Source organism: Oleiharenicola lentus, from assembly GCF_051660365.1.
GTDB classification, from domain to species: Bacteria; Verrucomicrobiota; Verrucomicrobiia; order Opitutales; family Opitutaceae; genus Lacunisphaera; species Lacunisphaera lenta_A.
Genome location: NZ_JBOZXB010000002.1, coordinates 121,955 through 148,954 on the forward strand (window position 1 = coordinate 121,955; position 27,000 = coordinate 148,954).

General features: G+C 59.6%; 23 protein-coding genes. 12 read left to right on the forward strand and 11 right to left on the reverse strand.

Annotation, left to right across the window (positions count from 1 at the left end; translation table 11 throughout):
• Window positions 1-5: 5 nt before the first annotated feature.
• The gene (gene aroA, locus ACRRQW_RS15310; RefSeq protein WP_438482469.1) at window positions 6-1,259 is read right to left on the reverse strand and encodes a 3-phosphoshikimate 1-carboxyvinyltransferase; all 1,254 of its coding nucleotides are present in this window, start codon (window positions 1,257-1,259) and stop codon (window positions 6-8) included.
• Window positions 1,260-1,338: 79 nt separating this feature from the next.
• The gene (locus ACRRQW_RS15315) at window positions 1,339-2,193 is read right to left on the reverse strand and encodes a prephenate dehydrogenase (protein ID WP_438482470.1); all 855 of its coding nucleotides are present in this window, start codon (window positions 2,191-2,193) and stop codon (window positions 1,339-1,341) included.
• 92 nt (window positions 2,194-2,285) lie between these two features.
• Between ACRRQW_RS15315 and ACRRQW_RS15320 the strand changes: the two genes are divergently transcribed.
• Entirely contained in the window at window positions 2,286-4,040 is a 1,755-nt protein-coding gene (locus tag ACRRQW_RS15320; protein WP_438482471.1) for an SUMF1/EgtB/PvdO family nonheme iron enzyme, read from the forward strand.
• Window positions 4,041-4,066: 26 nt separating this feature from the next.
• On the opposite strand, the gene ACRRQW_RS15325 is transcribed toward ACRRQW_RS15320, so the two are convergent.
• Entirely contained in the window at window positions 4,067-4,477 is a 411-nt protein-coding gene (locus ACRRQW_RS15325) for an EVE domain-containing protein (RefSeq protein WP_438482472.1), read from the reverse strand.
• A gap of 28 nt (window positions 4,478-4,505) precedes the next feature.
• On the opposite strand from ACRRQW_RS15325, the gene ACRRQW_RS15330 reads away from it, so the two are divergent.
• A complete protein-coding gene (locus ACRRQW_RS15330) occupies window positions 4,506-4,637 on the forward strand; it encodes a hypothetical protein (protein WP_438482473.1) in 132 nt (43 codons plus the stop codon).
• An 11-nt stretch (window positions 4,638-4,648) separates the two neighbouring features.
• A complete protein-coding gene (locus ACRRQW_RS15335; RefSeq protein WP_438482474.1) occupies window positions 4,649-5,665 on the forward strand; it encodes a PIN/TRAM domain-containing protein in 1,017 nt (338 codons plus the stop codon).
• Between the two features lie 17 nt (window positions 5,666-5,682).
• On the opposite strand, the gene ACRRQW_RS15340 is transcribed toward ACRRQW_RS15335, so the two are convergent.
• From ACRRQW_RS15340 to ACRRQW_RS15350, 3 genes are read right to left on the reverse strand one after another with little or no spacing between them, the layout of a single operon-like run.
• Window positions 5,683-8,103: an ATP-dependent DNA helicase gene (locus ACRRQW_RS15340; protein ID WP_438482475.1), complete on the reverse strand. Its 2,421-nt coding sequence runs from the start codon at window positions 8,101-8,103 to the stop codon at window positions 5,683-5,685.
• Between the two features lie 6 nt (window positions 8,104-8,109).
• Window positions 8,110-8,730: a hypothetical protein gene (locus ACRRQW_RS15345; RefSeq protein ID WP_438482476.1), complete on the reverse strand. Its 621-nt coding sequence runs from the start codon at window positions 8,728-8,730 to the stop codon at window positions 8,110-8,112.
• Between the two features lie 45 nt (window positions 8,731-8,775).
• Entirely contained in the window at window positions 8,776-9,441 is a 666-nt protein-coding gene (locus ACRRQW_RS15350) for a DUF502 domain-containing protein (protein ID WP_438482477.1), read from the reverse strand.
• Between the two features lie 135 nt (window positions 9,442-9,576).
• Here ACRRQW_RS15350 and ACRRQW_RS15355 point away from each other — a divergent pair, with 135 nt between their 5' ends.
• The gene (locus ACRRQW_RS15355) at window positions 9,577-11,703 is read left to right on the forward strand and encodes an ATP-binding protein (RefSeq protein ID WP_438482478.1); all 2,127 of its coding nucleotides are present in this window, start codon (window positions 9,577-9,579) and stop codon (window positions 11,701-11,703) included.
• On the opposite strand, the gene ybeY is transcribed toward ACRRQW_RS15355, so the two are convergent.
• The 4 genes from ybeY to ACRRQW_RS15375 all read right to left on the reverse strand — a co-directional run bounded on the left by ybeY (window position 11,700) and on the right by ACRRQW_RS15375 (window position 16,072).
• Window positions 11,700-12,173, reverse strand: coding sequence for an rRNA maturation RNase YbeY (gene ybeY / locus ACRRQW_RS15360; protein ID WP_438482479.1), 474 nt, complete (start codon window positions 12,171-12,173; stop codon window positions 11,700-11,702). The genes ACRRQW_RS15355 and ybeY overlap by 4 nt on opposite strands.
• A gap of 7 nt (window positions 12,174-12,180) precedes the next feature.
• Window positions 12,181-14,523: an HD family phosphohydrolase gene (locus ACRRQW_RS15365; RefSeq protein WP_438482480.1), complete on the reverse strand. Its 2,343-nt coding sequence runs from the start codon at window positions 14,521-14,523 to the stop codon at window positions 12,181-12,183.
• 2 nt (window positions 14,524-14,525) lie between these two features.
• Window positions 14,526-15,509 carry a PhoH family protein gene (locus tag ACRRQW_RS15370; protein ID WP_438482481.1) on the reverse strand — a complete coding sequence of 328 codons (984 nt, stop codon included), beginning with the start codon at window positions 15,507-15,509 and terminating at the stop codon, window positions 14,526-14,528.
• A gap of 65 nt (window positions 15,510-15,574) precedes the next feature.
• Window positions 15,575-16,072 carry an HIT family protein gene (locus ACRRQW_RS15375; protein WP_438482482.1) on the reverse strand — a complete coding sequence of 166 codons (498 nt, stop codon included), beginning with the start codon at window positions 16,070-16,072 and terminating at the stop codon, window positions 15,575-15,577.
• 105 nt (window positions 16,073-16,177) lie between these two features.
• Here ACRRQW_RS15375 and ACRRQW_RS15380 point away from each other — a divergent pair, with 105 nt between their 5' ends.
• Genes ACRRQW_RS15380 through ACRRQW_RS15395 form a run of 4 tightly spaced genes read left to right on the forward strand, consistent with a single transcriptional unit; the run spans window position 16,178 to window position 19,547 of the window.
• Complete coding sequence (locus tag ACRRQW_RS15380; RefSeq protein ID WP_438482483.1) at window positions 16,178-16,774, forward strand: TetR/AcrR family transcriptional regulator; 597 nt, start codon at window positions 16,178-16,180, stop codon at window positions 16,772-16,774.
• 7 nt (window positions 16,775-16,781) lie between these two features.
• Entirely contained in the window at window positions 16,782-18,110 is a 1,329-nt protein-coding gene (gene fabF / locus ACRRQW_RS15385; RefSeq protein ID WP_438482484.1) for a beta-ketoacyl-ACP synthase II, read from the forward strand.
• Between the two features lie 12 nt (window positions 18,111-18,122).
• Window positions 18,123-18,482: a hypothetical protein gene (locus ACRRQW_RS15390; protein ID WP_438482485.1), complete on the forward strand. Its 360-nt coding sequence runs from the start codon at window positions 18,123-18,125 to the stop codon at window positions 18,480-18,482.
• 54 nt (window positions 18,483-18,536) lie between these two features.
• Entirely contained in the window at window positions 18,537-19,547 is a 1,011-nt protein-coding gene (locus ACRRQW_RS15395; protein WP_438482486.1) for an exosortase/archaeosortase family protein, read from the forward strand.
• 9 nt (window positions 19,548-19,556) lie between these two features.
• Here ACRRQW_RS15395 and ACRRQW_RS15400 read toward each other — a convergent pair whose 3' ends face one another.
• Window positions 19,557-22,427 (reverse strand): M16 family metallopeptidase, encoded by a 2,871-nt coding sequence (locus ACRRQW_RS15400; protein ID WP_438482487.1) that lies wholly within the window; start codon window positions 22,425-22,427, stop codon window positions 19,557-19,559.
• A gap of 124 nt (window positions 22,428-22,551) precedes the next feature.
• Between ACRRQW_RS15400 and ACRRQW_RS15405 the strand changes: the two genes are divergently transcribed.
• From ACRRQW_RS15405 to ACRRQW_RS15420, 4 genes are all read left to right on the forward strand, one after another.
• The gene (locus ACRRQW_RS15405; RefSeq protein ID WP_438482488.1) at window positions 22,552-23,097 is read left to right on the forward strand and encodes an RNA polymerase sigma factor; all 546 of its coding nucleotides are present in this window, start codon (window positions 22,552-22,554) and stop codon (window positions 23,095-23,097) included.
• Window positions 23,094-23,837 carry a hypothetical protein gene (locus ACRRQW_RS15410; protein WP_438482489.1) on the forward strand — a complete coding sequence of 248 codons (744 nt, stop codon included), beginning with the start codon at window positions 23,094-23,096 and terminating at the stop codon, window positions 23,835-23,837. Before ACRRQW_RS15405 ends, ACRRQW_RS15410 begins: the two co-directional genes overlap by 4 nt.
• Window positions 23,838-24,088: 251 nt before the next feature.
• Window positions 24,089-24,700: a hypothetical protein gene (locus tag ACRRQW_RS15415; RefSeq protein WP_438482490.1), complete on the forward strand. Its 612-nt coding sequence runs from the start codon at window positions 24,089-24,091 to the stop codon at window positions 24,698-24,700.
• Between the two features lie 53 nt (window positions 24,701-24,753).
• On the forward strand, window positions 24,754-26,997 hold the full coding sequence (locus ACRRQW_RS15420) for a CHASE2 domain-containing protein (protein WP_438482491.1): 2,244 nt from the start codon (window positions 24,754-24,756) through the stop codon (window positions 26,995-26,997).
• Window positions 26,998-27,000: the final 3 nt, after the last annotated feature.

Genomic DNA, 27,000 nt, shown 5'->3' on the forward strand with positions numbered 1-27,000 from the left:
TTTCCTCAATGAGAGCCCGTCCTGAGGGCTTCCAGCAAGTCAAAGAATGCCGGAAACGTTTTCGAACAGCACGCGGGATCCTTGATCGAGAGCCATGGCTGGCCGTCTCCTCGTAGATTGTGGCATCCGAGGACGCCGAAGCTCATCGCGAAACGATGGTCGTGATACGTTTCGATTTCTACGCCAATGGTCAGAGGGCGGGGATGGATTTCGAGCGCATCTTCCGTTTCAATCACGTGTTGCCCAAGCTTGGTGAGTTCGCGCGCCATGCCCGCGACGCGGTCGGTCTCCTGTTTGCGCGTGTGCGCGATGCCGGAAATTTTGGTCGGGCCGTCGAGCAGCGGGGCGATCGCGGCGAGCGACAGGAAGGTGTCGGAGAAATCGTTGAAATCCGCCGTGACGCCTTCGCGCGACGAACCGTGCGAGGCGGTTTTACCGGAAGTCGCGATGAGGTTTTTCGCGGCAAGCAAGCGGAAGAATGCCGCGTCGCCTTGCAGTGCGTTGGCCTCGAGATTGAGCCCGTTTACTTCGACGCTTCCGCCGGTGGCGATGACCAACTCGGCAAAATAACTCGCCGCAGTCGCATCGCCTTCGATGGCGTAGTCGGCGACTGGCGCGCGAAATTGCTCCACCATGCGTTCCGTCATGTGAATGAACGGGCGCGAGACGGTTTCACCCACGAGCGTGACCGCGAGCGGGGATTTTGCCTTCGGTGCCGCCATGATAAGCGCGGAGAGCAGTTGCGAACTCTCGGAGGCGTCGATCGAAACAACTCCCCCCGGCAAACCGGCGGTGCGAAGCGTGAAAGGAAAATTGCGTGAACTCGCTTGGGCGCCTTGCGATTCGAGCGCTTCGAGCAACGCGCCAATCGGGCGTCGGCGCATGGCTTCGTCGCCGTCGAAATGATAAATACCGTCCGGTCGCAGGCACACGAACGCGGTGAGAAAGCGCGCGGCGGTGCCGGCGTTGCCGACATCGATGGTGGCTTCGCGCACGGGGATTTCGCCGCCGCGGCCGGCGATGGTGATCGTCAGTGCGTTTTCGTTGGTGACAACGATGAAGCCCAATGCACGCAGGGCGGTGACCATGATGCGCGTGTCGCGACTGAAAAGTGCGCCGTGCAATGTCGTGGTGCCTTTCGCCAGCGCGGCGAGAATCAGCGCGCGATTCGTAATACTCTTCGAACCGGGCAACGTGACGCTGCCACGCACAGGACGCGTGAACGGTTGGATGGGAAGCGTGGGAGGGTAAGACGGCATCAATTTAAATTTTATGTGGAAATCAGGAAGTCAGGAAAAAGCACAACTGTGGTTTCCTGTTTTCCTGATTTCCACATTATCAAGGAATAGGTCGGAACTGGTCGCGATAGGCTTTGCCGCGTTCGAGCACGGCTTGGACTTCGAGCCAGTCGCGATTGGCGAGCGAACGTTCGAAGTGGTGCAGTTCGTTTTGATATTCACGCAAGGCGCGGAGGATTTCGTCGCGGTTTTGTTCGAGAATCGTTTTCCACAATTTCGAATCGCTGCCGGCGATGCGCGTGGTGTCGCGCAAGCCACCGCCCGAGAAATTGCGCCAGCGCACGTCGCGTTTCGCGAGGCTCGCGCAAAGCGTGGAGGCGATCACTTGAGGCAAATGGCTGATGTGGGCGACGATTTCATCGTGCGTGTCGGGTTCGACGGTGGCCACGGTGGCGTCGAGCGCCGACCAGAAAGCCACAACGCGTTCGGTGGCTTTCGCATCCGCTCCGGGCAACGGTGTGACAAATACGGTGCGGCCTTTGAACAGATCGGCTTTCGCAGCTTCCCAGCCCGTTTTTTCAGAACCGGCCATCGGGTGCGAACCGATGAAATGCGCGCGCCCCGCCAGCGCGGCGGTGGCGTGGCGGCAGATTTCACCTTTTACGCTGCCGACGTCCGTGACGATCGCATGCGGTGAAAGCACGGTGGCGATTTGTGTGACCAATGGCCCGATCTGGTCGACGGGCGCGCACAACACGACGAGATCGGCGTCGCGAGCGGCGTCTTCGGGCGTGTCGGCTACACGGTCGCACCAAGGCTGGCCTTTGATTTCGAGGCGTGTCTCCGGTCGGCGCGACCAGACGGTGATGTGTTTGGCGGCGCCGAAGCTGCGGGCGGCTTGGGCCACGGAGGCACCCAGCAGGCCGGGCGCGAGGATGGTGAGACGGTCAAACACGCTCTCGACGAAAGCGGCTGCCGCAGGATTGTCCAGCCAGAGGGCAATGCCGTTGCCTTTTGTGACGCGGTGAATCTACTTGTCCTTCGCCGATGTCCTATTTCGAAAAAGAGCCTGAGCTTCCCGACACTATTCCCACGACTCAGGGCAAACGTGTTTTAATTATTGTGATTGTGCTGGCCCTGCTGGGCGGCGCGGGCGGATTGGTTTACTGGCAAATGTCGGGCAAGTCCGCCCGCTCGCACAAGCCGCCGCTTGAGCAAGCGGAGATTGATAAGAAAATCGCCACATTGCAGGAACGTGTGCAGGAGATTCGTCAAAGCCTGGCGCAGCCCGCTTCGCTGGCGTCGACGGAACTGCAACGGAAGTTGATCGAAGAAGCCGTGGTGAAACAGGGCGAGTTGATGCGACTCCGTGCGGATTCCGGAAATGACGATGCGGTGGATCTGCACGAGTGGCAGGTGCAACTTGACGATTTAAATGCGACCGCGTGGACGCGCGACAGTCGCGATTTCGAGCAAAGCGCTGAAGATGCGGTGCGGAAAAAAGATCTAGTGATGGCGCTGGAGCGTTTGAAATCTGCGCTGCGTTTGCAGATCCAAGTGAACGCGAGCAACGCCAAGCAAACGCTTAAAAATTACACCCGGCAGTCGCGTTTGCAGCAGGATGTGGAGCGCTTGGAAGCGGAGCCGTTGTTAAATGAAATCCGCATCGCCAACGAGGAAGCGGTGCGGGCAGTGGCCAAGAAGCAGTGGGCCAAGGCGGCGGAATTTTACAGCAAGGCGCGCGTGGCGCAGATAAAATTAAACACTGATTACGCCGGCACGCGTTTCGCAAATGTGCGCGCGGTCGAACAGATCGATGCGGAACTCGCGACGCTGGGAGCGATGGAATATCACGATTTGGTGCTGACCTCGCTGGCGCAGGCCTCAGATGCCGCCGACTCGGGCAATTTGGAAAAAGCCGAGGAATTGCTCAATGAAGCCGCGACGCGGCAGCGCATGATCAACGAGCAATATGGCAAAAGCCGTTTTGTTTCCATGGATCGTTTTGAGCAGATTGAAGTGCTGCGGCAGACATTGCGCGCACGCCGTTTATGGGACGAGGTGCGCGAACTCGACCTGCGCGCCGCGGCGCATCTGCAAAAACGCGAATTGCTCCAAGCGCAGAAACTCGTGGATGAAGCCCTTAAAAAAGTGGAATCGTCGGCCCAGCTTTATCCCAAGGCGACCGGACTGGATGACAGTTTGAAGCAAAAGTTGAGCTACTTGAATTTGCGGCAAGCCGAACTCGTGCAAATTCAAGATCAGCTCTACGATTCACTCGCGCCGCTGCCGGGGAACGAACGCGTCGCGTTGTTGAAAACTGAAGTGTCCCAAGCGCTTTTCCTGCGCGTGATGAGCAGTAACCCGAGTCGCAACGCCGGCCGATTGCTGCCGGTGGATTCGGTGACGTATGCGGAAGCGGAAGAATTTTGCCGGCGTCTCGGTTGGGTGATGGGTGTGTCTGCGCGCCTGCCGACGGAAAACGAGATGCGGGCTGCCGCCGGCGATGTGCGGGCCGCCGCGAAAAACGCGTGGAGCGTGATCAACAGTTCAGGCAAGAGCCAGCCGGCGGGCCAGAGTGCGGCGACGGCACTGGGATTTCACGACATCATCGGGAATCTTTCCGAGTGGATCTTGGTGGGCGAAGGCGAGCGCGCGGTCGTCGTCGGCGGAAGTTACGCAGACAGCTTCGAAAACATTGAAGCGTTGCCGATCAAACCCGTGGCCAAGGCCGAGCGCGTGCGCACGCACGGCCTGCGCGTGTTAGTGGATCTCGATTTGGCGAAAGCGCTGGCGAAATAATTTTCGCAACGAGGTGGGGCGCAGCGCTACTTACCGAGGCGCTTGATCACGGCAAACTCGGCCGCCTTGAGAGGCATCACGGAGAGCCGGCTTTGACGGATGAGCGGGATATCTTTGAGCGCGGGTGTGCTTTTAATCTGTTCGAGCGTGACCGGAATTTTTAGCGGCGCGACGGGCTTCAATTCCACGGCGACCCAACCCTCTTCGGCGGCGGTTTTATCGGGGAAGGCGGTTTTAGTGACTTTGGCGAGCCCGACGATTTCTTTGCCGACGTTACTATGGTAGAAAAAAACTTCGTCGCCGACCTTCATCGTGTTGAGGTGCAGGCGCGCGGCGTAATTGCGCACGCCTGTCCAGTCGGCCTGGCCGTCTTTGATAAATTGTTCCCACGAGTAGGCATCGGGTTCGGATTTAACTAGCCAGTATTGCGTTGTCATCGGGCAGGGTGGTTGGTCGGATAAGTTGATGGAAGAGCGCAACCCCGAGCTAGAGAAAAAAGCCAGCAGGGCACAATGGATTCTTTACGGGTTCATGCTGTTCTTCGCGGTGCTGCCGTTCGTGGTGCTCTGGATGAAAAAGAAAGGCCTGTTTAACTGAAGCGCTCTCCGATGAATAAAACGCTATTAATTATTCGAGTGTGTTTCATCCTGCTGTGCATGGTGGCCAGTTGGCTGCTGTGTTTCACGGTTAAGGAGTGGGATGCGCATTTGGGGCTGGCCGTATTTATCGGTTTCTCGATCGGCGTGCTGGTCGTGTTGGTTGATTTGTTTCTGAAGGGATTTTCACTGCGCGGACTCACTGCGGTCAGCTTCGGCCTCGGCATGGGTTCGCTGATCGCGTGGCTGCTTTCGACGTCGCCGCTGCTCAAGCAAGGCGATCCACAGATTATCTTTCTGGTGCAAATGACGCTGTTTCTCGTCTGCACTTATCTCGGCACTGTTATCGCGCTGCGCGGTAAGGATGAGTTTAACTTGGTGATTCCGTATGTGCGTTTCGTGCCGCATGAGGTGGACGTGCCGCTTGTGGTGGTGGACACCAGCGCATTGATCGACGGGCGCATCGCCAAAGTGTGCGAAACTCAATTCCTCGGCGCGGCGCTGATCATCCCGTCGTTTATTTTGGCCGAACTGCAGTCTATCGCCGACTCGCAAGATCCAGTGAAACAGGCGCGCGGGCGTCGTGGCCTGCAGGTGTTGAATGACCTGCGCGCGATCAAGCGCATCGACATCCGCATCCATCAAAGTGACGTGGCTCGCCGGCAGGACATCGAAGCAAAACTCGTGTTTCTCGCGCAGTCGATGCACGCGAAATTGCTCACGACCGACACCAATCTCGCGAAGATGGCCCAGTTTCAAGGCGTGCCGTGGCTCAATCTCCACGCGCTCGAAGTCGCGTTGAGGCCCACGCTTGTGATCGGCGAGAGTCTTTCGCTGGACTTGGTGAAGATCGGCAAGGAAGAAGGGCAGGCGCTTGGTTATCTGCCTGACGGCTCGATGGTGGTGGTGAACAACGGTCGACTTTTTATCGGGAAACGAGTGACGGCGGAAATCATCGGCGTGCTTCCCAGTGGCGGCGGCAAAATGATTTTTGCCAACTTGCTCGGTGAAGCCGACGCCACGGCCTGAGTCAGGATTCTAGCCGATCAAGGACTGTTGGAATCGCGCGCTGAAGTCGCGAGCCAGTCGCCCAAGTCTTTCTCGGTGAAAATCTCCTCGTAGAGTTGGTAGTCGGTCGCGAGGAGTGACGCGTAGCTCGGTTCCGCGAAACGTCGGCAATGCAGCAACACTTTCGCGTGGTGGCCCGGAGCGCGCACAAGGCGGCCGAGCGCTTGGTTCACTTTTTGCAGGCCCGGAATCTGGTAAACGCGACGAAAAGCGGCTTCACGGCCGAGTGCATGCAAAGCATCGACGCGCGCTTTTTGCACGGCGTTGACTTCGGGCAAAGCGGGACCAACGACCATTGCGTGCGTCACGCGACCACCAAGCAGATCGATGCCTTCGGCGAAGCTGCTGCCGAGCACGAGAAAAAGCGCGTCGGCGAGCGCGAGGTTTTCCTCGACCCACGCGGTTTGCGCGGCGAGGTCGGGCAACTTCGGCTGCAACACGACGCGCAGCACCGAGCCGCTGCGCTCAAGTGATTGGCGGATATTTTCCGCGTAGGCGTAAGAAGGAAAGAAAACCGCGACCGCGCTGCCCGCGGCGGCATGCAGGGCCTCGATGGTCGCGGCGGTGGTGCCAGAGTGATTCGCGCGCTGTTTGAACGAGGTGTCCACGCGCAGGTCCACGGCGATGTCGTAGGCTCCGGCGCGCCACGGCGTCGGGGCCTGCAGCTTCGTGTAAATCGGCGAGGTGAGGGCGGCGGTGTTTTTCAATCCGCAGGCGTCGGCGAAGGCCTCGTAAGGATTGAGCGTCGCCGACATGAGCACCGCACCGCCGTAGTCGGAGAGTGTTTCGCCGATCCAATCGGCGGCATCCACGCAGGTGAATTCGAGTTCGCCGGTTTTGGCAACCCAGAGGAGTTTCTTCAGTTTCTCGTTATTGAGGAAATCGCCCAGCGCGGCGAATTCCCAGAGTGCATCCGCATGTCGCTGGCCGAGCGCGGCGTAGTCGAGCGGCTTGGTGCTGACGAGATTCGCGATGCGCGCAACGAGATCATGAACTTCGTTTTCCACCGGCGGGTCGAGCGACTCCGAGGGATAGAGCGAACCGAGCAGACGCGCCCATTCATCCACGGCGAGTAGCAGCGCGGCGGGCGCTTCGATGTGATCAAGCTGGGCGAGCAGCAACCGAGCGTCGGTGTCGGTGGCGTGATGCGAGTGGGCAGACGCGACGCGTGAGGAAAGGTTGTGCGCTTCGTCGATGATGAGCAGGGTTTCCGCAGGATTGAAACCTGGTCGTTCGTAGAAAATCCCGCGATTGTCCGGTGCAAACACGTAATTAAAATCGCCGATCCACACATCGTTAAACGGCAGTGCGGTGCGCGTGATTTCGTAAGGGCAGATACGCGCTTCGAGTCCGGCCTCGCGCAAGGTGGGCAAGTCGCGCGGCTGCTTTTCGTCGAGGTAAAATTTCGCGAGGCCGCTGCCCGGCCAGCGTTCGCCGCAATCGCGGAGAAAATCGCAGTTATCGCGCACGCAGTGAAACGAGTGATTTACGCAGTGCTCGGATTTATTGCGCACCTGCCAGAAAGGAAACGGCGCATTCGGTTTGTCATATAATGTATGACAAACGGATTGAGCCGGTGCGGTCATTTGCTGGAGCGTATGGACGACTTGGATCTGGCCGGTGGATTTTCCGGTGAGCCAGATGACGCGTTCGAATTTTCCGGCTTTCAATTTCCCGAGCGCAAATTCCAGCAGGCAGCCGGTTTTTCCGTAGCCGGTGGGGGCTTCGAAAAGCACGATGGGTGACGTGGCCAGCGCGTTCGAGAGATCGGCCTGAATAGTTTCCTGGCCGAGGCGCAGCGAATCGAACGCCGGACGGAAAACGAGGTGGCGACGGCGCTCGTGGGCGCGGAGCCGGAGATTGAGAAATCCGACGAGTGCGTCGAGTTGATGGCTGACGAGTGCCTCGTCAAACGGCGTTAACGCGATGGTTTGCGAGAGCCCGGCGCCGGCTTCGACGAAAATGAGTTCGGCGCGCGTGGCTTTGAAACCTTGGGCGCGGCGCAACACCGCATACGTCGCGATCTGTCGAAAATATTCCGGATACTCGGCGCGCAAGGTCGCCTCGTCGACGGGCAGCGGGCGCATGACGCTTTTAATTTCGCGCAGCGTGTCACCGACTTGTTGATCGATGCGCCCATTGAGAGAAATCGTCCAGCCGCGGTGCGTGAGTTGACCGTCGATGACGACTTCGAACAAGACGTCCGAGCGCAACGTGCCGCCGTCGGGCGTGAACTCTTTTTCGGTGCGTGCGCGCAGTTCGTTGTGCCAATGCTGCCCGAGTTGCGCGCGCCAGATCCCTTGCGGGCCGCCGCTACCGGCATCCTGCGGACCGAGCCGGAAGTCGGCGAATTCGCCCACGCTCAGGCGCGCGGTTTTGAGTTCGAGCGAGAAATCCATGGACGGTTACAGGCGGATCTCCGTTTCGGCGCGGAGCCAGTCTTCGAGTTGGCGCGTGATGTGGGCGACGAGGTCTGGCTCGGCGTTCTGCGCGGCGAGCGGTTGATTGAGCAGTTGCGCGGCGGCGTCGCGATCGCTGCCGGAGAGACGCGGCCACCACTGTTGTTTCACGGGATAGCCTTCGTCGCGGAGGAAACAATAGAGCGTCTTGAGCCACACAATGTCGGGGCGGCCGCCGCTCGCGAGTGCACCGAGGCACGAGTGCAGAAGTGTGATGACTGCTTCGCGAGATTCTTCGGAAACCGGATTGCGCGCGAGCAACGCGGCGAAAGTCGACGCGGTGCGCAGCGCTTCGTAGGAGCGACCGACGCCGGGATGACGTTCGATGAAGCGGTGCTCTTTGATGAACCACGTGCGGCCTTGGTTCGATGATTCGAGCCAGAGCTCGGCTTCGTCAAAAAGGTCAAGGGGCGTCGAAATGATTTTCGCCTGGCCGGTCGCGACGCGGCGCAGACAAGGCAACACCCCGTGCTCGACGGAAAAGACGTTTAGCTGCTCAAACTTGTCCGAGCCTGACAGCTGTCTGGTCAGGATGAAGGCGGTGGTCTGGAGCGGTTGGCCGGGCACGCGGGTAAGCTTCTCAGGCGTGCCCGCGAAGCAAGTCGAGAAGGCTCAAATTCCCGCCGCCAGCGAAGCGCGGGCGCTCGCCGGGTTTTTCCATGTCGGCAGCACGGCGCCGCAGGAAATGACGATCTTCATGCCTTCACCGACCGACATATCGAGCACGATGATTTCGGAAACCGGGAGGTAGAGAAAGTAGCCGTTGGTCGGGCTGGGACATGTCGGGATGAAGACCGCCCAGTGTTCGGTGCCGATGCGGTGGTGCGGTTCGCCCTGCGTCGTATTGGTGAGAAAACCGATCGTGTAAGCACCCGCGCGCGGGAACTGCACGAGCACGACCTTGCTAAACTGGCTGCGTTCGTTGGAACCGAACGTTTCGATGAATTGTTTTACCGTATTGTAGAAACTGCCGATGCCGGGAATGCCTTGGATAAAACGTTCGGCCATGCCGCCAAAGTAGCGGCCGAATACGTAACGCGAGAGGTAGCCGAGCAACGTGACCAGCGCCAAACCGATGATCGTGGCGAGCAGGTCCCACACGAAATTGGGGAGATGATTTACCGGTGCTGGCAAGTAGGGTGCGAAGAGCGGCGTCACGGAACCGCCCACCATGCCGATGATAAAACGCAAGGCCCACACTGTGACCACGAGCGGCGCGAGCAGCAGCAAGCCCGTGAGGAAGGCGTTGCGAATCGAAGTGAGACGGGTGTCGGGCATGGAATTGATGACTAAAGCATCGGGAGCGAGCGTTGCACTTCATTTCTTTCGACAGGTGCTTTGCCGGATGAAAATTACTTTTCATCGCGTTACAGCTTGTGCCGATTCCCAAACTGTTTCGGATAGCCGCGCACCATGCGCCGCTGGCTCATTCTCCTTTTATTTTTCTGTGCGAACGAGTCTTTGTTCGCGAGTGAAGACGAGATGTTGAGGGTGCGAATTGGCGTGCCGCGTGATTCGGCGCCGCTGGCGTTTCTTGATGCGCAAGGGAACGCCGTAGGATTCACGCCTGAGTTATTGCGGGAAGCGGCGCGCGTGGGCGGCTTTGAAGTAGAGATCGTCGCGGATTGGTGGGGTGCGAACGCGGTGCGATTCAAGTCGGGCGAACTCGACGCGCTGAGCAATATTTCAGGCACCGACAAGGAACTCTCCACGATCGAGCACTCCATTGTGAGCGGCACGTTTCATGGCGTGACTTACTCCAATCCAAAAACACCGGCGCTGCGGCGGACGACCGATTTCCGGGGCAAGCGGATTGGCGTGCTGGCCGGCACGGTGGCGCAAACGCACGCGAACCTGCATCCCGAGTGGGAGGCTAAGATCGTCCTTTATTCGTCGATTCATGAACTGCTCGAAGCGACCGCGAAAGGAGAGTGCGACCTCGCGCTTTTTACGAGCGTGCTGAGCTTGAAAGTCGTCGATCAACTTGGACTGCGAAAAGATTTTATCGACGACATTGTGCACCGGCATCACGTGGCGTTTCGTAAAGGCGAGACCGCGAAGCTCGCCGTCTTTAACGAAGCGCTCGCGGCCTTGAAGCATAACGGCACTTACGACCGGTTGTTCTCGCAGTGGGTGGGGCCGGTCGAGCCGCGGGCGATCACGCTGGCGGATTTACGTCCGTATTTTTGGCCGGTCGGGTTCGCGGTGTTTGTGGTTGCGGCGATTATCTGGTGGCAAACGCGCACGCTCGCAAACATCGCGCGCCATGCCGAAGCGTTGCGTTTGAGTCGGTTGGAATTGGAACAAACCAACGCCAAGCTTGAGGCAGCGATTGTGAATGCCAACCAATTGGCGAAGAGCGCCGAGCAAGCGAGCCTCGCGAAAAGCAGTTTCCTCGCGATGATGAGTCACGAGATTCGCACGCCAATGAATGGAGTCATCGGCATGAACGCACTGTTGATGGATACGAAACTCGACGACGATCAGCGCGTGCTGGCGATGACGGCGCGGCAAAGCGCGGAATCGTTGCTTTCGATCATCAACGACATTTTGGATTTCTCCAAAATCGAAGCCGGTCAGATGCGTTTCGAAGCGTTGCCTTTCGATCTGGAAGAAGTCGCAGAAAGCTGCGTGGCGACATTGACGGATGCGGCGCAGGCGAAAAAGTTCGAGATCATCCTGCGCGTGGCTGACGAGGTGCCGCGTGCGTTGGTCGGGGATGCCGGGCGGTTGAAACAGATCTTAATCAATCTGGTCAGCAACGCCGTTAAGTTTACGGCGAGCGGTGAGGTGGTGGTGCAAATCACCAAGGTGCCCAGTCGCAATAGCCAGGTGAGGCTAAAATTCAGTGTGCGCGATACCGGTATCGGGCTGAGTCGCGAAGAGCAGGCGCGGCTCTTTCAGCCGTTCACGCAGGCGTCCACCGGCACGAATCGCAAATTTGGCGGCACGGGGCTCGGTCTCGCGATTTGCAAACAGCTCGTCGAAAAAATGCACGGCGAGATCGGGGTGGAGAGCCAGCCGGGAGTCGGCTCAACCTTTTGGTTTACGGCGGAATTTGCCGCGCAGGCTGCCGTTGCGTCCACCCTGAAGGCGATTGAGCGCAGTGAGCCCAGCAGCCAACCGGCGGGGCTTGGGCTGCACGTGCTCGTGGCGGAGGATAATTCGGTCAACCAAATGGTGGTGCGCATGCAGCTGCAAAAACTCGGATGCAGTTGCGATGTCGTGGAGAATGGGCTCGCGGCGGTCGAGGCCGCAAAAAGTGGAAAATACAAAATCATTCTCATGGATTGCGAGATGCCGGAAATGGATGGGCTCGAAGCCACGCGCGGTATTCGCGCATGGGAGAAAGAGCGTCGCGAGCGCGGCGAAAATTTCACTCCGGTGCAAATTACAGCCGTAACCGCCAAAGCGATGGCCGGTGATCGCGAATTGTGTCTTCAGTCGGGAATGGACGATTACGTCAGCAAACCCTTGCGCGTCGCTGAACTCACGGCGGCGCTGGCGCGGGCGCACGCGAGGACCGCGGCGACTAGTTAACGGGTGAACCGGAAAGGAGGGATGGCCTTGGCTGCGCTAAGTAACGCCATAGCGCGCTTTTCAGCGGCGCGCATGCGGCGCTTTTTTGCGGGCTGAAGATCATCGTAGCCGGCGAGATGAAGCCAGCCGTGCACAATGTAGAGGGTGAGTTCGGTCGCGAAATCGCGGCGATGTTCTCGCGCGTAATTAAACGCCGTGTCGGCGGAGACGCAGATTTCTCCAGCCAGACTGGCGGCGGAATCGCCTTCGAACGTGATGACGTCCGTTGCGGTCGGGTCGTCCATGAAGTCAGCGTGGATTTGCGCGATTTTTTTATCGGTGACGAACACGAGTGAGAGTTCCCCGGGCGGACAGCCGCCGCAAAATTTTGCTGCGTGCTGGTCCAGCAATGCAATCACGCGAGCGACCGCCGCTTTGGGTGCACGCAATGTGCGGTGCGCGTTGTGGATTTCGATGGGGCGCGCGGGCATGGCGTGCTCAGCCGTTGCGCTTTTCTTCGATCACGGTGACAGAGCCGGAAGGCGCGGCCGTGTTGTAAGCCACGCGGGCGTGCAACATGCCGAGCAAGGTAATCGTGAAACTGGTTTTGATTTTCGCAAACTCCTCGAACGTGAGCGGGGCTTCGTCGAGTTGGCCTTCGCTGGTGCGTTCGCCAAAGATGCGATCAATCAACTCACGGAGTTGCTCGGCGTTGACGGTGCGTAGCGAGCGTGTGGCGGCTTCGACCGGGTCGGCGAGGAAGACGATGGCACTTTCCTTAAACTGCGGCTTGGGACCGTCGTAGCGGAAAATCGCTTCAAATTCCGTGGCTTCCTCGGGAGTGTGCTTGTTCGGCGAACGCGACTGGCACGCTTTTTTGTAGAAAAACTGGCACATCGTCGTGCCGTGGTGCTGGCGAATCACGTCGACGGCGGCGCGTGGCAGATTGTGTTCGCGCGCGAGTTCGACGCCTTTTTCGACGTGGCCTTTGATGATCGCCGCGGAATGCGCGGGTGCGAGTTTGTCGTGGGGATTCGGGCCTTCGCCTTGGTTTTCCGTGAAATAACCAGGCTGTTCCGTTTTGCCGATGTCGTGAAAAAGCGCGCAGACGCGGCAGAGCAAGGGATTCGCGCCGATGACGCTCGCGGCATTTTCCGCGAGCTGCGCGATGATCAAGCTGTGGTGATAAGTGCCGGGCGCTTCCATCTGCATTCGGCGCAGCAGCGGATGGTTGTAGTCGGTCAACTCGAGCAGCGTGATGTCGGTCGTGCGATTGAAGAGACTTTCCAGCACGGGTAATAATCCCGCGACGGCGATGCCGGTGATGACACCGGTGGCCAGGCCCGCACCCATTTGCCAAAGCACCGTGGCAAACGGTGTCTGATCAAGAAGGCCGATGATGAGCGCGACGCTGGCGACGACGAGACCGCCAATGCCCGCCGCTTTGACGACTCGGCTGCGGCGGCGGACTTCGCGTGCGTAGTAAATGCCGGCGAGCGACGCCAGGAACGTGACCACGAGTAGGTCGATGCGATTTCCGTAAATGATGCTCGTGAAAATCGAAATCAGCAACGCCATGAAAATCGCGGAGCCCGCGTCGATCAGGATGGCCACGATGAGCGGCGCAAACGCGGTCGGGGCGATGTAAGGCAGCAGCGCGGCCGCGGAAAAATTTTCGAGGAAGTAAGGCAGACCGGCGAGCGAGTAGGAGATGCGGACGAGCGCGAGGTTGATGATCACCACGCTCGCGAGCAGGCCGAGGCGCGCGTTGCTGAGTAGCGTTTCGCGATCCTCGATGCGAATGTAGATGACGGAGGCGAGCACCATGCCGAGCACTAGCAGCACGCGATTTAGCAGTTGATAACCTTCTTCGCTGGCGCTCCCGCCGCTCGCGGCGAGGTGGGCGCGGTAAGCGTGGAGAATTTCGTATTGGGCGGGCGTGACGGTGGTGCCCGGCTCGATGATGACATGGCCGCGATCAATCGAGACGACGACGGGTTTGAGCCCGACGGTGGCGCGTTCGCGGAGTTTTTCGGAACCGGCGGGATTAAAAACGAGGTTGGGCGTCACGCCGTTGCGCAGCACGCGAAAGAGCGCGAGCGAGGCTTCGCGGTTGCTGCCGTCGGCCACGATATTCACGCGGAGATACGTGAGTGCTTCGCCGAGACTTTGGACGTGGGCTTCGCTGACTTCGCCGTCGGCTTGCTGGACATTGAGCAGGGAAATTGCCGAGGAACTTTCGGGGCCGGTGGCGGCGTGGATGCCGGATTGCTGGAGTTCGCGTAGAAAACCGAGACCGCTCTCGACGATCTTTTGGCGCTGGGCCGCGTTGCCCAAGGTGAGCAGGCGGGCGAGATCGGAACTCGTCGCGAAGTAGCGGCCCTTGCTGTTGAAGCGGCGAGTAACTTCCTCGAGCGCGGTGCTGCGGGTGTTTTGCGAACGGAGCACGCTGAAGAGACCGGGGTCTTCGACGTTTTTGTCGAGATCGTGGAGCAGTTCGCGGACGTGTTGCTCGAACAGCAGGCCTGGACGGAGATCGAGTTCGTAAACCGGGGGGACGCGCGCGATGAGTTGCGAGCGGACTTGGGCGGTTTCGATGGCGCTTTCGTAAGTAAAGGTCGTGCCCGCAGTGACGCGGATCTGCGAGAGCTGGCCGGGTTGCACGGGCAACGCCATCGTGTTGAGGCGCACGAAACTGATCGCCGCAATCGCGAGCACGGTGGCGACGAAAATCAGAATCGCGACGACGCGGCTTTGATCGAGATACTCGAGCGTGGCGGACGGTTTGCGTCGTTTGCGTTCGCCGGGAGGAACGACTTGAAGTTGTGGCGTGGCGGGCACGGTTAGTTGCGGGTGGAGGGCGGCGCGGATTCGCCGGCTTGATGATTCTCGTAGGCGGCGATGATTTTTTGGACGAGCGGATGACGCACGACGTCGGTCGCGGTGAAGCGGTGGAAATCGATGCCCGGAATATTGCCGAGAATGCGCGGGGCTTCGACAAGTCCGGATTGCTTGGCGCGCGGAAGGTCGATCTGGGTGATGTCGCCGGTGACGATCATGCGCGACTCATCGCCGAGACGCGTGAGAAACATCATCATCTGCTCCGGCGTGGTGTTCTGCGCTTCGTCGAGAATGATGTAGGCGTTGGCGAGCGTGCGGCCGCGCATGTAGGCGAGCGGGGCGATTTCGATGACCCCTTTTTCGGAAAGCGTGGTGACATCCTCGGGATCGAGCATGTCGTGCAACGCGTCGTAAAGCGGACGGAGATACGGCAGGATTTTCTCGCGCAGGTCGCCAGGCAAAAAGCCGAGCGTCTCGCCAGCTTCGACGGCGGGGCGCGTGAGGATGATGCGCTGAACCTGATTTTTCAGGAGTGCGGAAATCGCCGCCGCCATCGCGAGATAGGTTTTTCCAGTGCCGGCGGGGCCGATGCCGAAGACGATCGGGTTCTTCTGGATGGATTGGAGATAGATTTTCTGACCGAGCGTTTTTGGAACGATGCTTTTGCGCTGCGTCGCGATGATGACGGGTTCGTGGATCAGCGTGCGCAGGCCAGCGCCGTCGTCCTTTAAATAGAGTTCGAGCAGTCGCACGAAATCAGGGGTGCGCACCGCGAGACCTTGCGTTCGCCCGGTGTTGAGGAGCGTGAAAAATTCTTCCGCGCGCGCGACCGCTTCGGCGGGGCCGTCGATTTTCAGCCATTCGTCGCGGGTGACGAGGCGGACGTGCAGCGCTTTTTCCGCGAGCAAAAGGTTGTCTTCACTGCCACCGTAGAGCTGGTGGAGGTGGCGGGCGTTCGGGTAGTGAAGCGTTTTGGAATCGGGCACGGGAGACGCGCTATGCGCGTGGGAGATGGCAGATGGAAAATTGGAGATGGATTCGGAAAAAATTATCAGGCCTTTGCGGACAACTGTTCGGCGGTGCCTTTGAGGCGCGCATACATCGCGTCCAACGACTGCGGGAGGACGCGGGTTTTCCCGATCACGGGCATGAAATTGGTGTCGCCGTTCCATCGCGGGACAATGTGGCCGTGGAGATGCGCGATGCTCCCGCCAGCGGCGCTGCCGAGATTGAAACCGATGTTGAATGCGTTGGGGTTAATCGCGGCGGCGAGGATTTCCTTGGCGAAGATGACTTCGTCCATCAGGTCGGCGCGTTCGGTGGGATTGAGTTCGCTGAGATCGGTGACGGCGCGGAAGGGAATCGCGAGTAAGTGACCCGGATTATACGGGTAGCGATTTAGCATCAGGTAGGACAGCGGGCTGCGGTGAATAATAAGCGCCGCCGCATCGTCGCCCAAAGCGGGCAACGCGCTAAACGGATCCGTGCCTTCCGGCAGGCGCGGCGCTTCGATATATTCCATGCGCCAATAGGCGTGCAGGTGATCCATGATTCGGGGAAAACTGAAAGCGTTCTGCGGGGCGCTGTCAAAAGGCGATACTTGACGGCGCGAGGATGTTGCTTAATGAATGACGCCCGTCATATAACCTATTCGATGCGTTATTCCGCCGCTCATAAAGACTCCACCCGCACCCGCATCTTGCAGGCTGCCAGCGAGATGTTTCGTGAGCGCGGCGTGGCTTCGGTGGGCGTCGATCAAGTGATGCAACGCGCCGGCCTGACGCATGGTGGGTTTTATGCGCATTTTAAAGGAAAGGCCGAGCTCGTGGCCGAGGCCTGCGTGACCGGCTTCGATGCCGGCAAGGAGAACCTCGCGCGCATCGGTGCGCTGCCGTCAAAACGTGATCGGGTGCGCGCGCTGGTGTTAAGTTACCTGAGTCCGCGGCATCGCGACAATCCGGCGGGCGGTTGCCTCGTGGCGGCGCTGGGTTTGGAAGTCGCGCGGCCGGGCGCGGAGGCGAGGGCGGGCTATTCTTCGGCGCTGCAGCAACACCGGACGCGCGTCGCGGCGGCGTTGAAGTTGTCGGACGACGAAGCGGAAAACCTGCGTCTCGCGACTTCGTTATTGGGTCAACTGGTCGGCGCGCTCATTATTTCTCGCTCGATGGCGGAGCCTGCGGAAGGCGAAGCTGTCCTAGCCCAAGCGCGCCAGACGGCGCTCGAACATTTTGCCCCGGAAATTTCCCGCTAATTTTCTTATGAGTAATCCCGTCCCACAATTGCGTCGTCGCGTCGTCGTCACCGGCCTTGGAGCCGTCACCCCGTGTGGCTTGAATGCCGCCGCCACGTGGGAAAGTTTGATCACCGGTAAATCTGGCATCGGCCCGATCACGCGTTTCGACACCACGGAATGCCCGGTGAAAATCGCGGGCGAAGTGAAGGATTTCGATCCGCTGAAACCGCTCGCGGCGCCGTTGCATCCGCGCGGCGCGGCGGGCGAGGCCGTCACGGCGGTGTTCAACGGCAAAGATGCGAAGAAATTTGGGCGTTTCACGCACCTGGGTTGCGCAGCCGCCGTGGAAGCTTACGTGGACAGCGGGCTCGATGCGCATCGCGCGACCCTCAACTCCGATCGCATGGGCGTGAATCTCGGCGTGGGCTTGGGCGGCTTGCCCGAAATCGAAGCCACGCACGAAACGTGGCGGAAGGAAGGGTTTCGCAAAATCTCGCCGTTTTTTATCATCCAGATCGCGCCCAACTTGCTCGCCGGCCAGGCCAGCTTGTTGCTCGATTTTCGCGGCCCGAACATGGCGGTGGCCTCGGCGTGCGCGACGAGCGGACACTCGCTCGGTGAATCTGCGGCGGCGATCGCACGCGGCGATGCCGAAGTGATGATTGCAGGCGGTGCCGAATCGACGATCACCCCACTGGCGATCGGCGCATTCGCGCAGATGCGCGCGCTTTCAAAGCGTAACGATGACCCGACGCACGCCTCGCGTCCGTATGATGCGAATCGTGATGGCTTCGTGTTGAGCGAAGGCGCGGTGGTATTTGTCCTCGAAGAATACGAGCACGCGAAACAACGCGGTGCGAAAATCTACGCCGAGTTACGCGGTTACGCGGCCACGGCGGACGCGCATCATTTATCGTCGCTCGCGCCCGCGGCGGAAGGCTCGCAACGCTCGATGCGCGCGGCGCTGGCGCAAGCCGGCATGAGCCCTGACGAAGTGCAGTATGTTTCCGCACATGCGACCTCCACGCCCGCAGGCGATGCGGAAGAAGGCGCGGCGATCGCGTCGGTGTTCGCTGCGAACAAAGCGAATCTCAACGTCAGCGGCGTGAAGTCGATGACCGGGCATTTGCTCGGCGCGGCCGGTTCGATGGGGGCGTTTGCCGCGGTGATGGCGATCAAGGGAGGCGTAATTCCTCCGACGATTAACACGGAAAATCTCGATCCGGCGTGCGAAGCGCTCGGGTTGAATTTCACACCGGGACAGGCCGTGCGTCGGACAGTGAACGGTGCACTGGCGAATAGTTTTGGTTTCGGCGGCACGAATGCCTCGCTTGTTTTTAGCGCCGTTCGATGAACTAATCTTCGCGTGCTGAAGGAATATAAACACGTGCGTCAGCCGGTCGGCGAAGGCCGCCGGCGTTGGTTTGAGGGCAAGGTGCTCGAACTCATCGTGTGGTATGGCGCATCGGAAGCGGTGGCGGGCTTTCAAATTCTCTACCGCACGCGCGAAGGTGAGCGCGCGCTCACCTGGCGCGAAGGCAAAGGATTTTTCCACAGCCGGGTGGACAATGGCACGATGGCGCCGATGAAAAATCTCACGCCGATCCTGTTGCCGCACGAAAGTGTGCCGTGGGATAAGTTGGTGGTGGAATTCGAGCGTGCGGGAGCGGAATTAGAGCCCGAGTTGCGGAGTTTGGTGCACGCCCGGTTGGTGGAGCAGCGCTGACGTGCAAAGTTCGCTCGCCAAACGCAGAATATGTCTGGTTTATAACGCGTTTTCATGAGCGCTCCCGCAAGTCAACCGCCCGCCAAGCTCCCGCCGCAATTTTTAGCGGCGCTGGGATTGAGCGCGGGCTTCATGGCCTTTACCGCGTGGGATCAATCGCACTGGTGGCAGGCCAAGGAAGATTATTCGTTCGGCTGGCTGGTGCCGATGTTCGTGGCCTACGTCGTGTATGATCGCTGGGCGAAGATCACGCAGCGTGTTAGGGAGGCGGAGGTCGCACCGCGCGGGCCGAACTGGGCGCGTTGGACGCTGAACGTCGCGGGAAGTCTGGGGCTTCTTTTTGGCGCAGCATTTTTTTTGCTGGGGGCTTTTTATCGGGCCGGTGCTGGATCTTCGCATCCAGGGACGATGGCCATTACCATGGGAATGGCCTGCATCGTGTTTTCGCTGCTTTTTTTTAATGTGCCGACCGCGGGCGCTGATGTCGTGGTGACTGGCGAAACAACGAAAGGCTGGCGATCGCTCTTTGCGGATCCGCGTTTTCGCGTGGCTTCGGTTTTCATTTTTCCAGTGCTCGTATGGCTGATTTCAGCTCCGCTGGTCTCGGCCATCGAACAGCAGATCAGCCTTTTTCTCCTTGGCAAAGTGGTGACGGTGGTCGCCTTTGTTTTCGACATGCTGGGTTACCCGCTTGAGCAGCAAGGTAACGTCTTAATGTTGCCGAAGGGGCCGGTGGGCGTGGCGGACGCCTGCTCGGGCATTCGATCGCTGACGGCGTGTTTGTTTGCGGGATCGTTTTTATCGGCGACGTTTTTTGAGGCAGGCTGGAAGAAGGTCACGCTGGTGGTCGCGTCGATGTTTTTCGCCTTCGTGATGAACTTGGGGCGCAGTCTTTTCCTGACGGCGTGGGCGTATGCTTACGGGCCGGAGGCGATTAGCGGGACGGTGCACGACACGGCGGGTTACGCGGTGCTCGGATTGACCTGTGCGGGGCTGCTGCTGCTGGTGCCGGTGCTTAATTTCAAAATCGAGTCGCTCGCCGCCAAACCCGAAGCGGCGGCCTGAGCCGCGCGACTATTTCGCCGGCACGGCGATGAATACGTGGGCGCGTTCCGCCTTGAGCGAAGTCTTGGCGTAACTTTCGACTGAACGACGCAACATCGCGCGGTAGTCGTCGTTGCGGGTGAGCGGCCATTGGATGCGAGTCGGAGTTTCCTGCATGCGGCTGAGCACGTGGTAAGTCCAATAGGAGTTGCTGCGCAGTTGCTGGTCGAGCGTCGCGAAACGCGGCTCCATGGCGCGGGCGAACTCTTCGTCAGTGATCCCTTTTGCGGCAATATCGGCGGCGATCTTGCGCGTCAGCTTCGCGACTTGCTCGGCTTTTTGCGGGGAGGTTTCGATCATGGCGCAGAGGTAACCGTAACCCGGCCACTTTTCGCTGCCCCAGGATTCGACGGTGGAGCCGTAGGTTGCGCCAAGTTCTTCGCGGATTTTTAGGCGGAGGCGGTCGTTCAAAATATCGCCCAACACCTGCAAGCGGCGCGCGCCGCGATAATCGTCGGTGTCCACGCCCGGCCAATAAACGCGAACCGCGGCTTTCGCTTCGGTGGTGTCCATTTTCCACGCTTGGTAGCTCGCCTTCATCGGCAGCGAAGGTTTGCGCGCGAGATCGGCATTCGAGAGCAGTTGGCGTTCGGGGAGCGTGCCGAGGGTGCGGCTGACGATGGCCACGACCGACTCCGTTTCGAGTTCGCCGGCGATACCGATTTCGATGGGTGCCTTGGCCAGGGCCGGTTTCAACCAGTCTTGCATTTCCTGCGGCGTGCGCTCGAAGAGGTGATCGATGTGGGGCAACCCGTAGCGCGTATCGCCGTTCGCCATGATGCTGGGCGTGGCGGCGGAAAGAAACTCGGACGGCTCGTGTAGCGCAGACGAATAATAGGCCTGCAGCTGGCTGAGCGAACTCGCGAAACCTTCCGGACGGAATGCAGGGTCGGTGAAGAACGCGGTGATGAGTTGCAGCAGGCGCTCCAGTTTATCGGGTGCAGCGTGTCCGGTGAAATAGAACGCATTTTCCTCCACCGTGAACGCGCACGACAGCGAATCGCCCGCGAGAATCCGACCCAATTCGGAGCTGTCGTAGCGTCCCAATCCGCCCGCCAGAAACGCGCCCGTGGTGAGCAGTCCCAAGCCGGGCTTATCGGCGGGCTCTTGCGCGAACCCGTCGCCGAGGCGCACGCGCACGTGCACGAGATTTTTTTCGTAGTCGGTTTTCTTGACGTTGAGACGGACGCCGTTGGCAAATTCAAGCGATTCGACGTCGACGCGATGTTCGTGCCGGCGACTGGCGATTTTTCCCGCGGGCCCGAAATCCGTGTAGGCGAATGAGCCGAGTTCGTGTTCTTCCTTGGCGCCGAAAAACGTCACCGCGTTGCTCTCGTCGTAAGCGACTTTTAAATCTGCGACCGTGAGTTCGGGGACGTAGTGCCCGATGACGGCGAGCCGGCGATTGCCGGTTTCCCAGAATTTGCGAAACGCGGCGAGGCAGGCTTCGGGATTTAGGCTGGCGACGATTTGCTCGCTCTGCGCCCAGTCGTCCTCGGGGCTGGTCACCACGATGTCGGACTCGAGACACGAGCGGATTTGCTCGGCGAGCGCGGTGGATTCGCGGCTCGGTGCGTTGCGAATGCTTTCCTGATACCAGTTGCGAAAGGCCTGAATCTGCACGGCGATTTCATCCTTCGTGAAACCGTGATGCAAGGCGCGGCGCAGTTCCTGGTCGGCGAACCGCACGGCGGTGCGCCACAGATCGCGACGGGCATCCACCCGCACAAACGCGAGTTGGCCGGCGTGGGGGTGGCTCGTCCACGAAACCTCGCTCACCCCGAAATCAGCGGGAGTTTTGCGAATGATTTCACCGAGGCGATTGTGCAGCATGAACGCCGCGGCGTTTTGAACGATCAACTCGCGGCGATGAGCGATCGAGTCCGCGCGCGGCTGAAATGAACTGACGCTGTAGAGCAACACACTCGTGCCGCCTTCGGAAGGAGTGGGAAAAAAGCGCACTTGGAAATCTTCGGGCGGCACGGGAAACGTGAGATCGGGATCGCGCGGCTCGGGCGAATCGGCTGGTTTTAACGAATCGAAATTTTCCCGAATGAGTTTTTCCAATTCCGCGGGCTCGGCGTCGCCCACGGCGATCAGCACCATGCGTGAGGGTCGATACCACTGTTGATGAAACGCGCGCAGCTTTTCTGGAGTGGCCGCGCGGACCGAAGCGAGGGTGCCGATGGGCGGGCGTTGTGAAAAGAGGGTGCCGGGCTGGAGAAAATCGTTGAGCGCTTCGCCGATGCGTGCGCCGGAGGAGTCGCGCGTGCGGCGTTCGCTTTCGATGACGTTGCCCTCGAGCTTGAGATTTTTTCGATCGAGCGTCGCCCCGTCGGCGAAGTCGCGCAGGATGGAAAGTCCGAGCGTAATTTTTTCGCGCGAATTGTGCGGCAGATCGAGATTGTAGAAGGTGCTGACGTAATTCGTGAAGGCGCTTGAATCGGCGCCCATGGACAAACCTTCGCGCTGCAGCGTGCCGACGAGCGAGTTGGCCGGGAAACGACGCGTGCCACGAAACATCATATGCTCGACGAAATGCGCGTAGCCCAACTGGTCGGCGCGTTCGTGGACGGAGCCGACGTTGACTTGAAGCACCAAGGCGACGCGTCCGCGCGGTTCGGTGTTTTTGCGGATGACGTAGCGCAGGCCATTTTCCAGCTGGCCCCATTTTATGGCCGGATCCGGTGCCAGGTCGCTGCGCTCGTGCGGCCAGCCTTGGGCGGCGCTGAGGCTGGCGGCGGCGAGAACGAACGCCCATGCGACTAAGAAAAAATGAAAGGCAACCGGCAGAGCTGGACGACGAAGGCGGCCGATTTGGGCGAGTGAACTACAATACATCGAGTGGGTGTGCGCGGTCCGAATGATCGCTGGATGAGAGTGAAATTAGCAGGTGAGCCAATGAAAAAGCTTCGCAGGCTTCTTTCTTGGAATAAGGCGCGGTTCGGCGACTCTCATGAGGCACATGTCCAGCGAGGTTTTTAGTCAATTGGTCGACGCGCACTACACGGCGCTCTTCCGTTTCGCCCTGAGCCTGACGAAGAATTCGTCGGACGCGGGCGACCTGACGCAGCAGACGTTTTTCATCTGGGCGAAACAGGGCCATGCGTTGCGCGAAGTGGCGAAGGCGAAGTCGTGGTTATTTACCACGTTGTATCGCGAGTTTTTGCGGGGACGTCGCCGCGCGGATCGGGTGACGGCATTAGAAGATTTGGGGCCGGTCGAGGCCGATCCACCTGCGCCGCCAGTCGATGTGATCACGTCGATGGATTCCAGTCTGGTGCTGGAGTCGTTGCAGGAAGTGGACGAAGTCTACCGCGCGCCGCTCACGTTATTTTATCTGCAGGAATTTTCCTACAAGGAGATCGCGGACATGCTGGAGGTGCCGATTGGCACGGTCATGTCGCGGCTGTCGCGCGGGAAAGCGCAGTTGCGCTCGGTGATGATGCGCAAGGAAGCGGGCACGAAGGTCGTGCCGTTCCCAATCCAAACAGTGAGGAAACAATCATGAACAACGTGGAAGCAAAATTTGTCCTTCGGAGCTATCGGCCCAACGGCGCGGATGCAGCGGACGAGACATTTGCGTCTGCGCTGGCGCAGGCGCAACGCGACCCGGAGTTGCGGCAGTGGTTTGAGCGCGAACAGGCGGCAGACGGCGCAGTGGCGGCAAAATTTTCCCAGGTGCAACCGCCGGCAGGTTTGCGTGAGGCGATTCTCGCGGGCGGACGGGCGACCGGTTCCAATGTCGCGCAGAAAAAACGTGCGTGGGGTCGCAGTGCGTGGATGGCGATGGCGGCGAGTGTGGCCTTAGTAGGTGCCGTGGGCCTCGCGTTTTGGCCGAAGAAAGCGGAGGCGCGCGCCGCGTTTAGTGATTTTGTGCTGACCGATGCCGCGGCGAGCAAAACTCACGGCGGTCACGGCGGAGCCACCAGCGGACTTCAGGTGATGCTCGGTCAGCCGGGCGTGCGAGCGGGCATGACGCTACCGGTGGATTTCGAGACATTGCGGCTGACGGGTTGCCGCACGGTGGAATTTCGCGGGCACGACGTGCTGGAGGTTTGCTTCAATCGGAATGGAGTCTGGTTTCATTGCTACATCGCGCGCCGCGCGGATGCAGTGAAGTTAATCGCGGGCGAAGGCCTGAGTGTCATCGACCATGCGGGCATCGGTGTGGCTTCTTGGGCCGACGCAGCGCACGTGTATGTGATCGTTAGCAAAACCGGTCGCGCGGCTTTGGAAAATTTGCTCTAAAATCAGGCTGATTTGTGGCTCGTTCCGAGGGCGGCGGCGCGGATCATAATCGGTGGAGTCGTGGTTTTTTACGTAATTTCGGGAAATACCCGAAAAAGATTTTTGTGCTAAATCGGCGCGTAAAAATCATGCCTTCTAGAGGCTTATGAAAGTGTTTCGTAAAACGTGGGACACGTCGTCGCGGGTCGATTTTGAGGGAGAAAAATCAGGTTGTCGGGGTCTGAAATGTGGGCTCTTTGCGGCCCTCATTTATGAAATCCACGATCACGAAATTACTGTTTACGCTGGCGCTTTTTAGCTCGGCGGGCGCAGCCTTGGCCTCGAACGAAATTACGGATCGCTGGGAAACATTGCGCGCCATCAACTGGGTTGAAAATCCGACTAACCATTCACGTCCCGGTCGTCATGGTGAACTCGGCCCTTATCAATTTCGTTCGTCGACCTGGCGGATGCACACCAGCCGACCGTTCAGTCAGGCGGTGAGTCGTGACGTTTCGGATGATGTGGCGGTGAAGCATTACGAATGGCTTAAACGCGAGCTCAGCAATCGCGGCGTCGAGGCGACGCCGTTCAATATCGCGATGGCGTGGAATTGCGGCGTCAACGCCGTGGCCTCGGGCCGAGCGCCGAACGTGAGTTATAACTACGCGGTGCGGGTGACCAATCTGGTCGATGTGCTCAAAGAGCGCACGGAAGCGGCCTCTTCGCCCGGCGTGGAGGACGAAGGAGCTGTAGCGCCGGAGCTTGAGCAGATTTTGAATCTCAAACTGGAAGAACTTGAGGCGATGCCGGCGCCGCCGGAGCAAATTCGTTTCCGAGTGTTCCCGAACGATGCCCCGCGCCTGGTGTTAGCGGTGGACTGAGAGAAAGCGCTTGGTTGCGGTTAGATTAAGCGCCAACGTGGTCGCGCACCCACATGACCGGCCAATCGTCGCGCACGACCTTTAAACAAATTTGGTGGCTCCCGCTGGTGTGCTTCGGCTTCGCGTGGGTGCTGAGCCATACAGAAACGGTCGAGCGCTCGGAGTGGAAATCACTGGACTGGCGCACTGACTTTAGGACGAATTTTCAGCAAGCTCCTGATCCGCGCGTGGCAGTGGTTTTATTCGACGACCAGACTGAAGCGGTGCTGGGCCAACCGTGGCCCGTGGACCGACAATATCACGCGCAACTCACGCAGGTCTTCGCGCTGGCCGGTGCGAAAATGGTCGCATGGGACGTGATCCTCGATGCGTCGCGCGAAGGCGCGGGCGATGGCGCGATGGGGCAAGTTGCGCAAGCCGCCGACGAGGCCGGAACGGTGGTGGTGTCGGCCGCGGTGACGAGTGTCGATCCGACCGATATGGATCCGACGGTGCGCAGCGGCCCGACGAAACCGTTTAAAGATATCGAAGGAAACATTGCGAACGTCGTGGGCGACGACCACGTGTTCCTGCCGTTTCCGGAATTGCGCGAGGCGAGCCTGTATGGATTCGCCGATACGCCGCCGGGCGTGGATGGCATCCGTCGCGAAGTGCCGATGGTCGTGCGCGTCGGCAAAGAAATTTACCCGGCGCTGTCGTTGCAGATCGCGCTGAGTTATTACGGAGTGGATCCGCAGGCGGTGCGCGTGCGATTAGGCGACGGGCTTTATTTTCAGGCGGAAGGAAAAACGCGTCGCGTGCCCATCGACGCGTTGGGACGGTTGGCGCTCAACTATCGCTACGATATGCTCGGCGGTAGGGAGACGTTTCCGATTTATAACTACGGCTCGATGCTCGTGAGTTTGAGCGAAGTTTTTTTAGAAAATAAAACGCTGGAAAATCCACCGCCGGATTTGAAATCCAAGATCGTGATCGTCGGACAAACGGTGACGGGCAAAGCCGACATCGGGCCGAGTCCGTTGAGCCGTTCGTCGGCGCTGACGCTCGTGATCGCGAATGCGGTGAACAATCTCCTGATCGAGGATTATGTGCGGCAGCTGTCTGCGGGGACGCGGTGGATATTGTGGGCGCTGCTGATTGCGGTGGGGTATGCGGTGATCTTGCTCGTCGCGCATCGCGTGGTGTTCGTGCTGTGTGGCGGCGCGGTGTTGAGCGTGGTGGGCTATAGTTCCTTGGCGTTGTGGATGTGGGTGTGGCACAGTTGGTGGCTGCCGTGGATCGCGCCGGTGTTGGGGTTGATTTTCCTGCAATTCGCGGTGATCGGCCGGCGCATCTGGATCGAGCAAAAAGCCAAGCAGGCCATCAAAGGAATGTTTGGCGCTTACGTGTCGCCGGAGGTCGTTGATCAGTTAGTAAAATCCGAAACGCCGCCGCAGTTGGGCGGGCACATCGAAAATATCACCGCTTACTTCAGCGACATTCAGGGCTTTTCAACCTTCGCGGAACAGCTGCCGCCGGATAAACTTGTTGAGTTGATGAACGAATATCTGACGGCGTGCACTGATATCATTCAACAGGAAGGCGGCACGCTGGATAAATATATTGGTGATGCGGTGGTCGCGATGTTTGGTGCGCCGGTGCCGCTGCCGGATCACGCGCGGCGCGCGTGTGTCGCGGCGCAACGCGTGCAGGAAAAAATTGCCGAGCTTCGCGCCAAGTGGCGCAGCGAAGGTGACAAGTGGCCGCCGATCGTGTGGGAGATGGAAACACGCATCGGGTTGAATAGCGGTGCGTGCGTCGTGGGTAACATGGGCAGCCGCACGCGCTTCAATTATACGATGATGGGCGATGACGTTAATCTCGCGGCCCGCATGGAGTCCGGCGCGAAAAGTTGGGGCGCGCGCACGATGTGCACGGAAGTGACAAAATCGGCGTGCGAAAACCTTGGCGGCGATCGCGTGGTGTTTCGTCCGCTTGGGCGCGTGATCGTTAAAGGCCGCGAGCAGGCGGTGCCGATTTATGAGATTGTCGGACTGCGCGATTCAATCACGGCGCGTAAACGGGAATGCTGCGCGGTGTTTGCCGCCGGGCTTGAGAGATATTTCGCACGGGATTGGACGGGGGCGATGGAGCATTTCCGGCGCAGTGCGGAGCTTGAAGATGAAGGCGCGCCGATGATCGCAAGTGGAGTATTTAGAGAAACGCCTTCAGATGTGTATATTTCTATTGTCGAGGATTATATGGTTGATCCGCCGTCGATGGATTGGGACGGGGTTTATGTAATGAAATCTAAGTGACGA

Bases quoted from the DNA above. Each gene is read 5' to 3' on its own strand.
- ACRRQW_RS15415 (WP_438482490.1), top strand. From the start codon at position 24,089: ATGAAATCCACGATCACGAAATTACTGTTTACGCTGGCGCTTTTTAGC.
- ACRRQW_RS15355 (WP_438482478.1), top strand. From the start codon at position 9,577: ATGCGCCGCTGGCTCATTCTCCTTTTATTTTTCTGTGCGAACGAGTCT.
- ACRRQW_RS15335 (WP_438482474.1), top strand. From the start codon at position 4,649: ATGAATAAAACGCTATTAATTATTCGAGTGTGTTTCATCCTGCTGTGC.
- ACRRQW_RS15375 (WP_438482482.1), bottom strand. From the start codon at position 16,072: ATGGATCACCTGCACGCCTATTGGCGCATGGAATATATCGAAGCGCCG.
- aroA (WP_438482469.1), bottom strand. From the start codon at position 1,259: ATGCCGTCTTACCCTCCCACGCTTCCCATCCAACCGTTCACGCGTCCT.
- ybeY (WP_438482479.1), bottom strand. From the start codon at position 12,173: ATGCCCGCGCGCCCCATCGAAATCCACAACGCGCACCGCACATTGCGT.
- ACRRQW_RS15400 (WP_438482487.1), bottom strand. From the start codon at position 22,427: ATGTATTGTAGTTCACTCGCCCAAATCGGCCGCCTTCGTCGTCCAGCT.
- ACRRQW_RS15340 (WP_438482475.1), bottom strand. From the start codon at position 8,103: ATGGATTTCTCGCTCGAACTCAAAACCGCGCGCCTGAGCGTGGGCGAA.
- ACRRQW_RS15410 (WP_438482489.1), top strand. From the start codon at position 23,094: ATGAACAACGTGGAAGCAAAATTTGTCCTTCGGAGCTATCGGCCCAAC.
- ACRRQW_RS15325 (WP_438482472.1), bottom strand. From the start codon at position 4,477: ATGACAACGCAATACTGGCTAGTTAAATCCGAACCCGATGCCTACTCG.
- ACRRQW_RS15380 (WP_438482483.1), top strand. From the start codon at position 16,178: ATGCGTTATTCCGCCGCTCATAAAGACTCCACCCGCACCCGCATCTTG.
- fabF (WP_438482484.1), top strand. From the start codon at position 16,782: ATGAGTAATCCCGTCCCACAATTGCGTCGTCGCGTCGTCGTCACCGGC.
- ACRRQW_RS15395 (WP_438482486.1), top strand. From the start codon at position 18,537: ATGAGCGCTCCCGCAAGTCAACCGCCCGCCAAGCTCCCGCCGCAATTT.
- ACRRQW_RS15405 (WP_438482488.1), top strand. From the start codon at position 22,552: ATGTCCAGCGAGGTTTTTAGTCAATTGGTCGACGCGCACTACACGGCG.
- ACRRQW_RS15330 (WP_438482473.1), top strand. From the start codon at position 4,506: ATGGAAGAGCGCAACCCCGAGCTAGAGAAAAAAGCCAGCAGGGCACAA.
- ACRRQW_RS15320 (WP_438482471.1), top strand. From the start codon at position 2,286: ATGTCCTATTTCGAAAAAGAGCCTGAGCTTCCCGACACTATTCCCACG.
- ACRRQW_RS15350 (WP_438482477.1), bottom strand. From the start codon at position 9,441: ATGCCCGACACCCGTCTCACTTCGATTCGCAACGCCTTCCTCACGGGC.
- ACRRQW_RS15420 (WP_438482491.1), top strand. From the start codon at position 24,754: ATGACCGGCCAATCGTCGCGCACGACCTTTAAACAAATTTGGTGGCTC.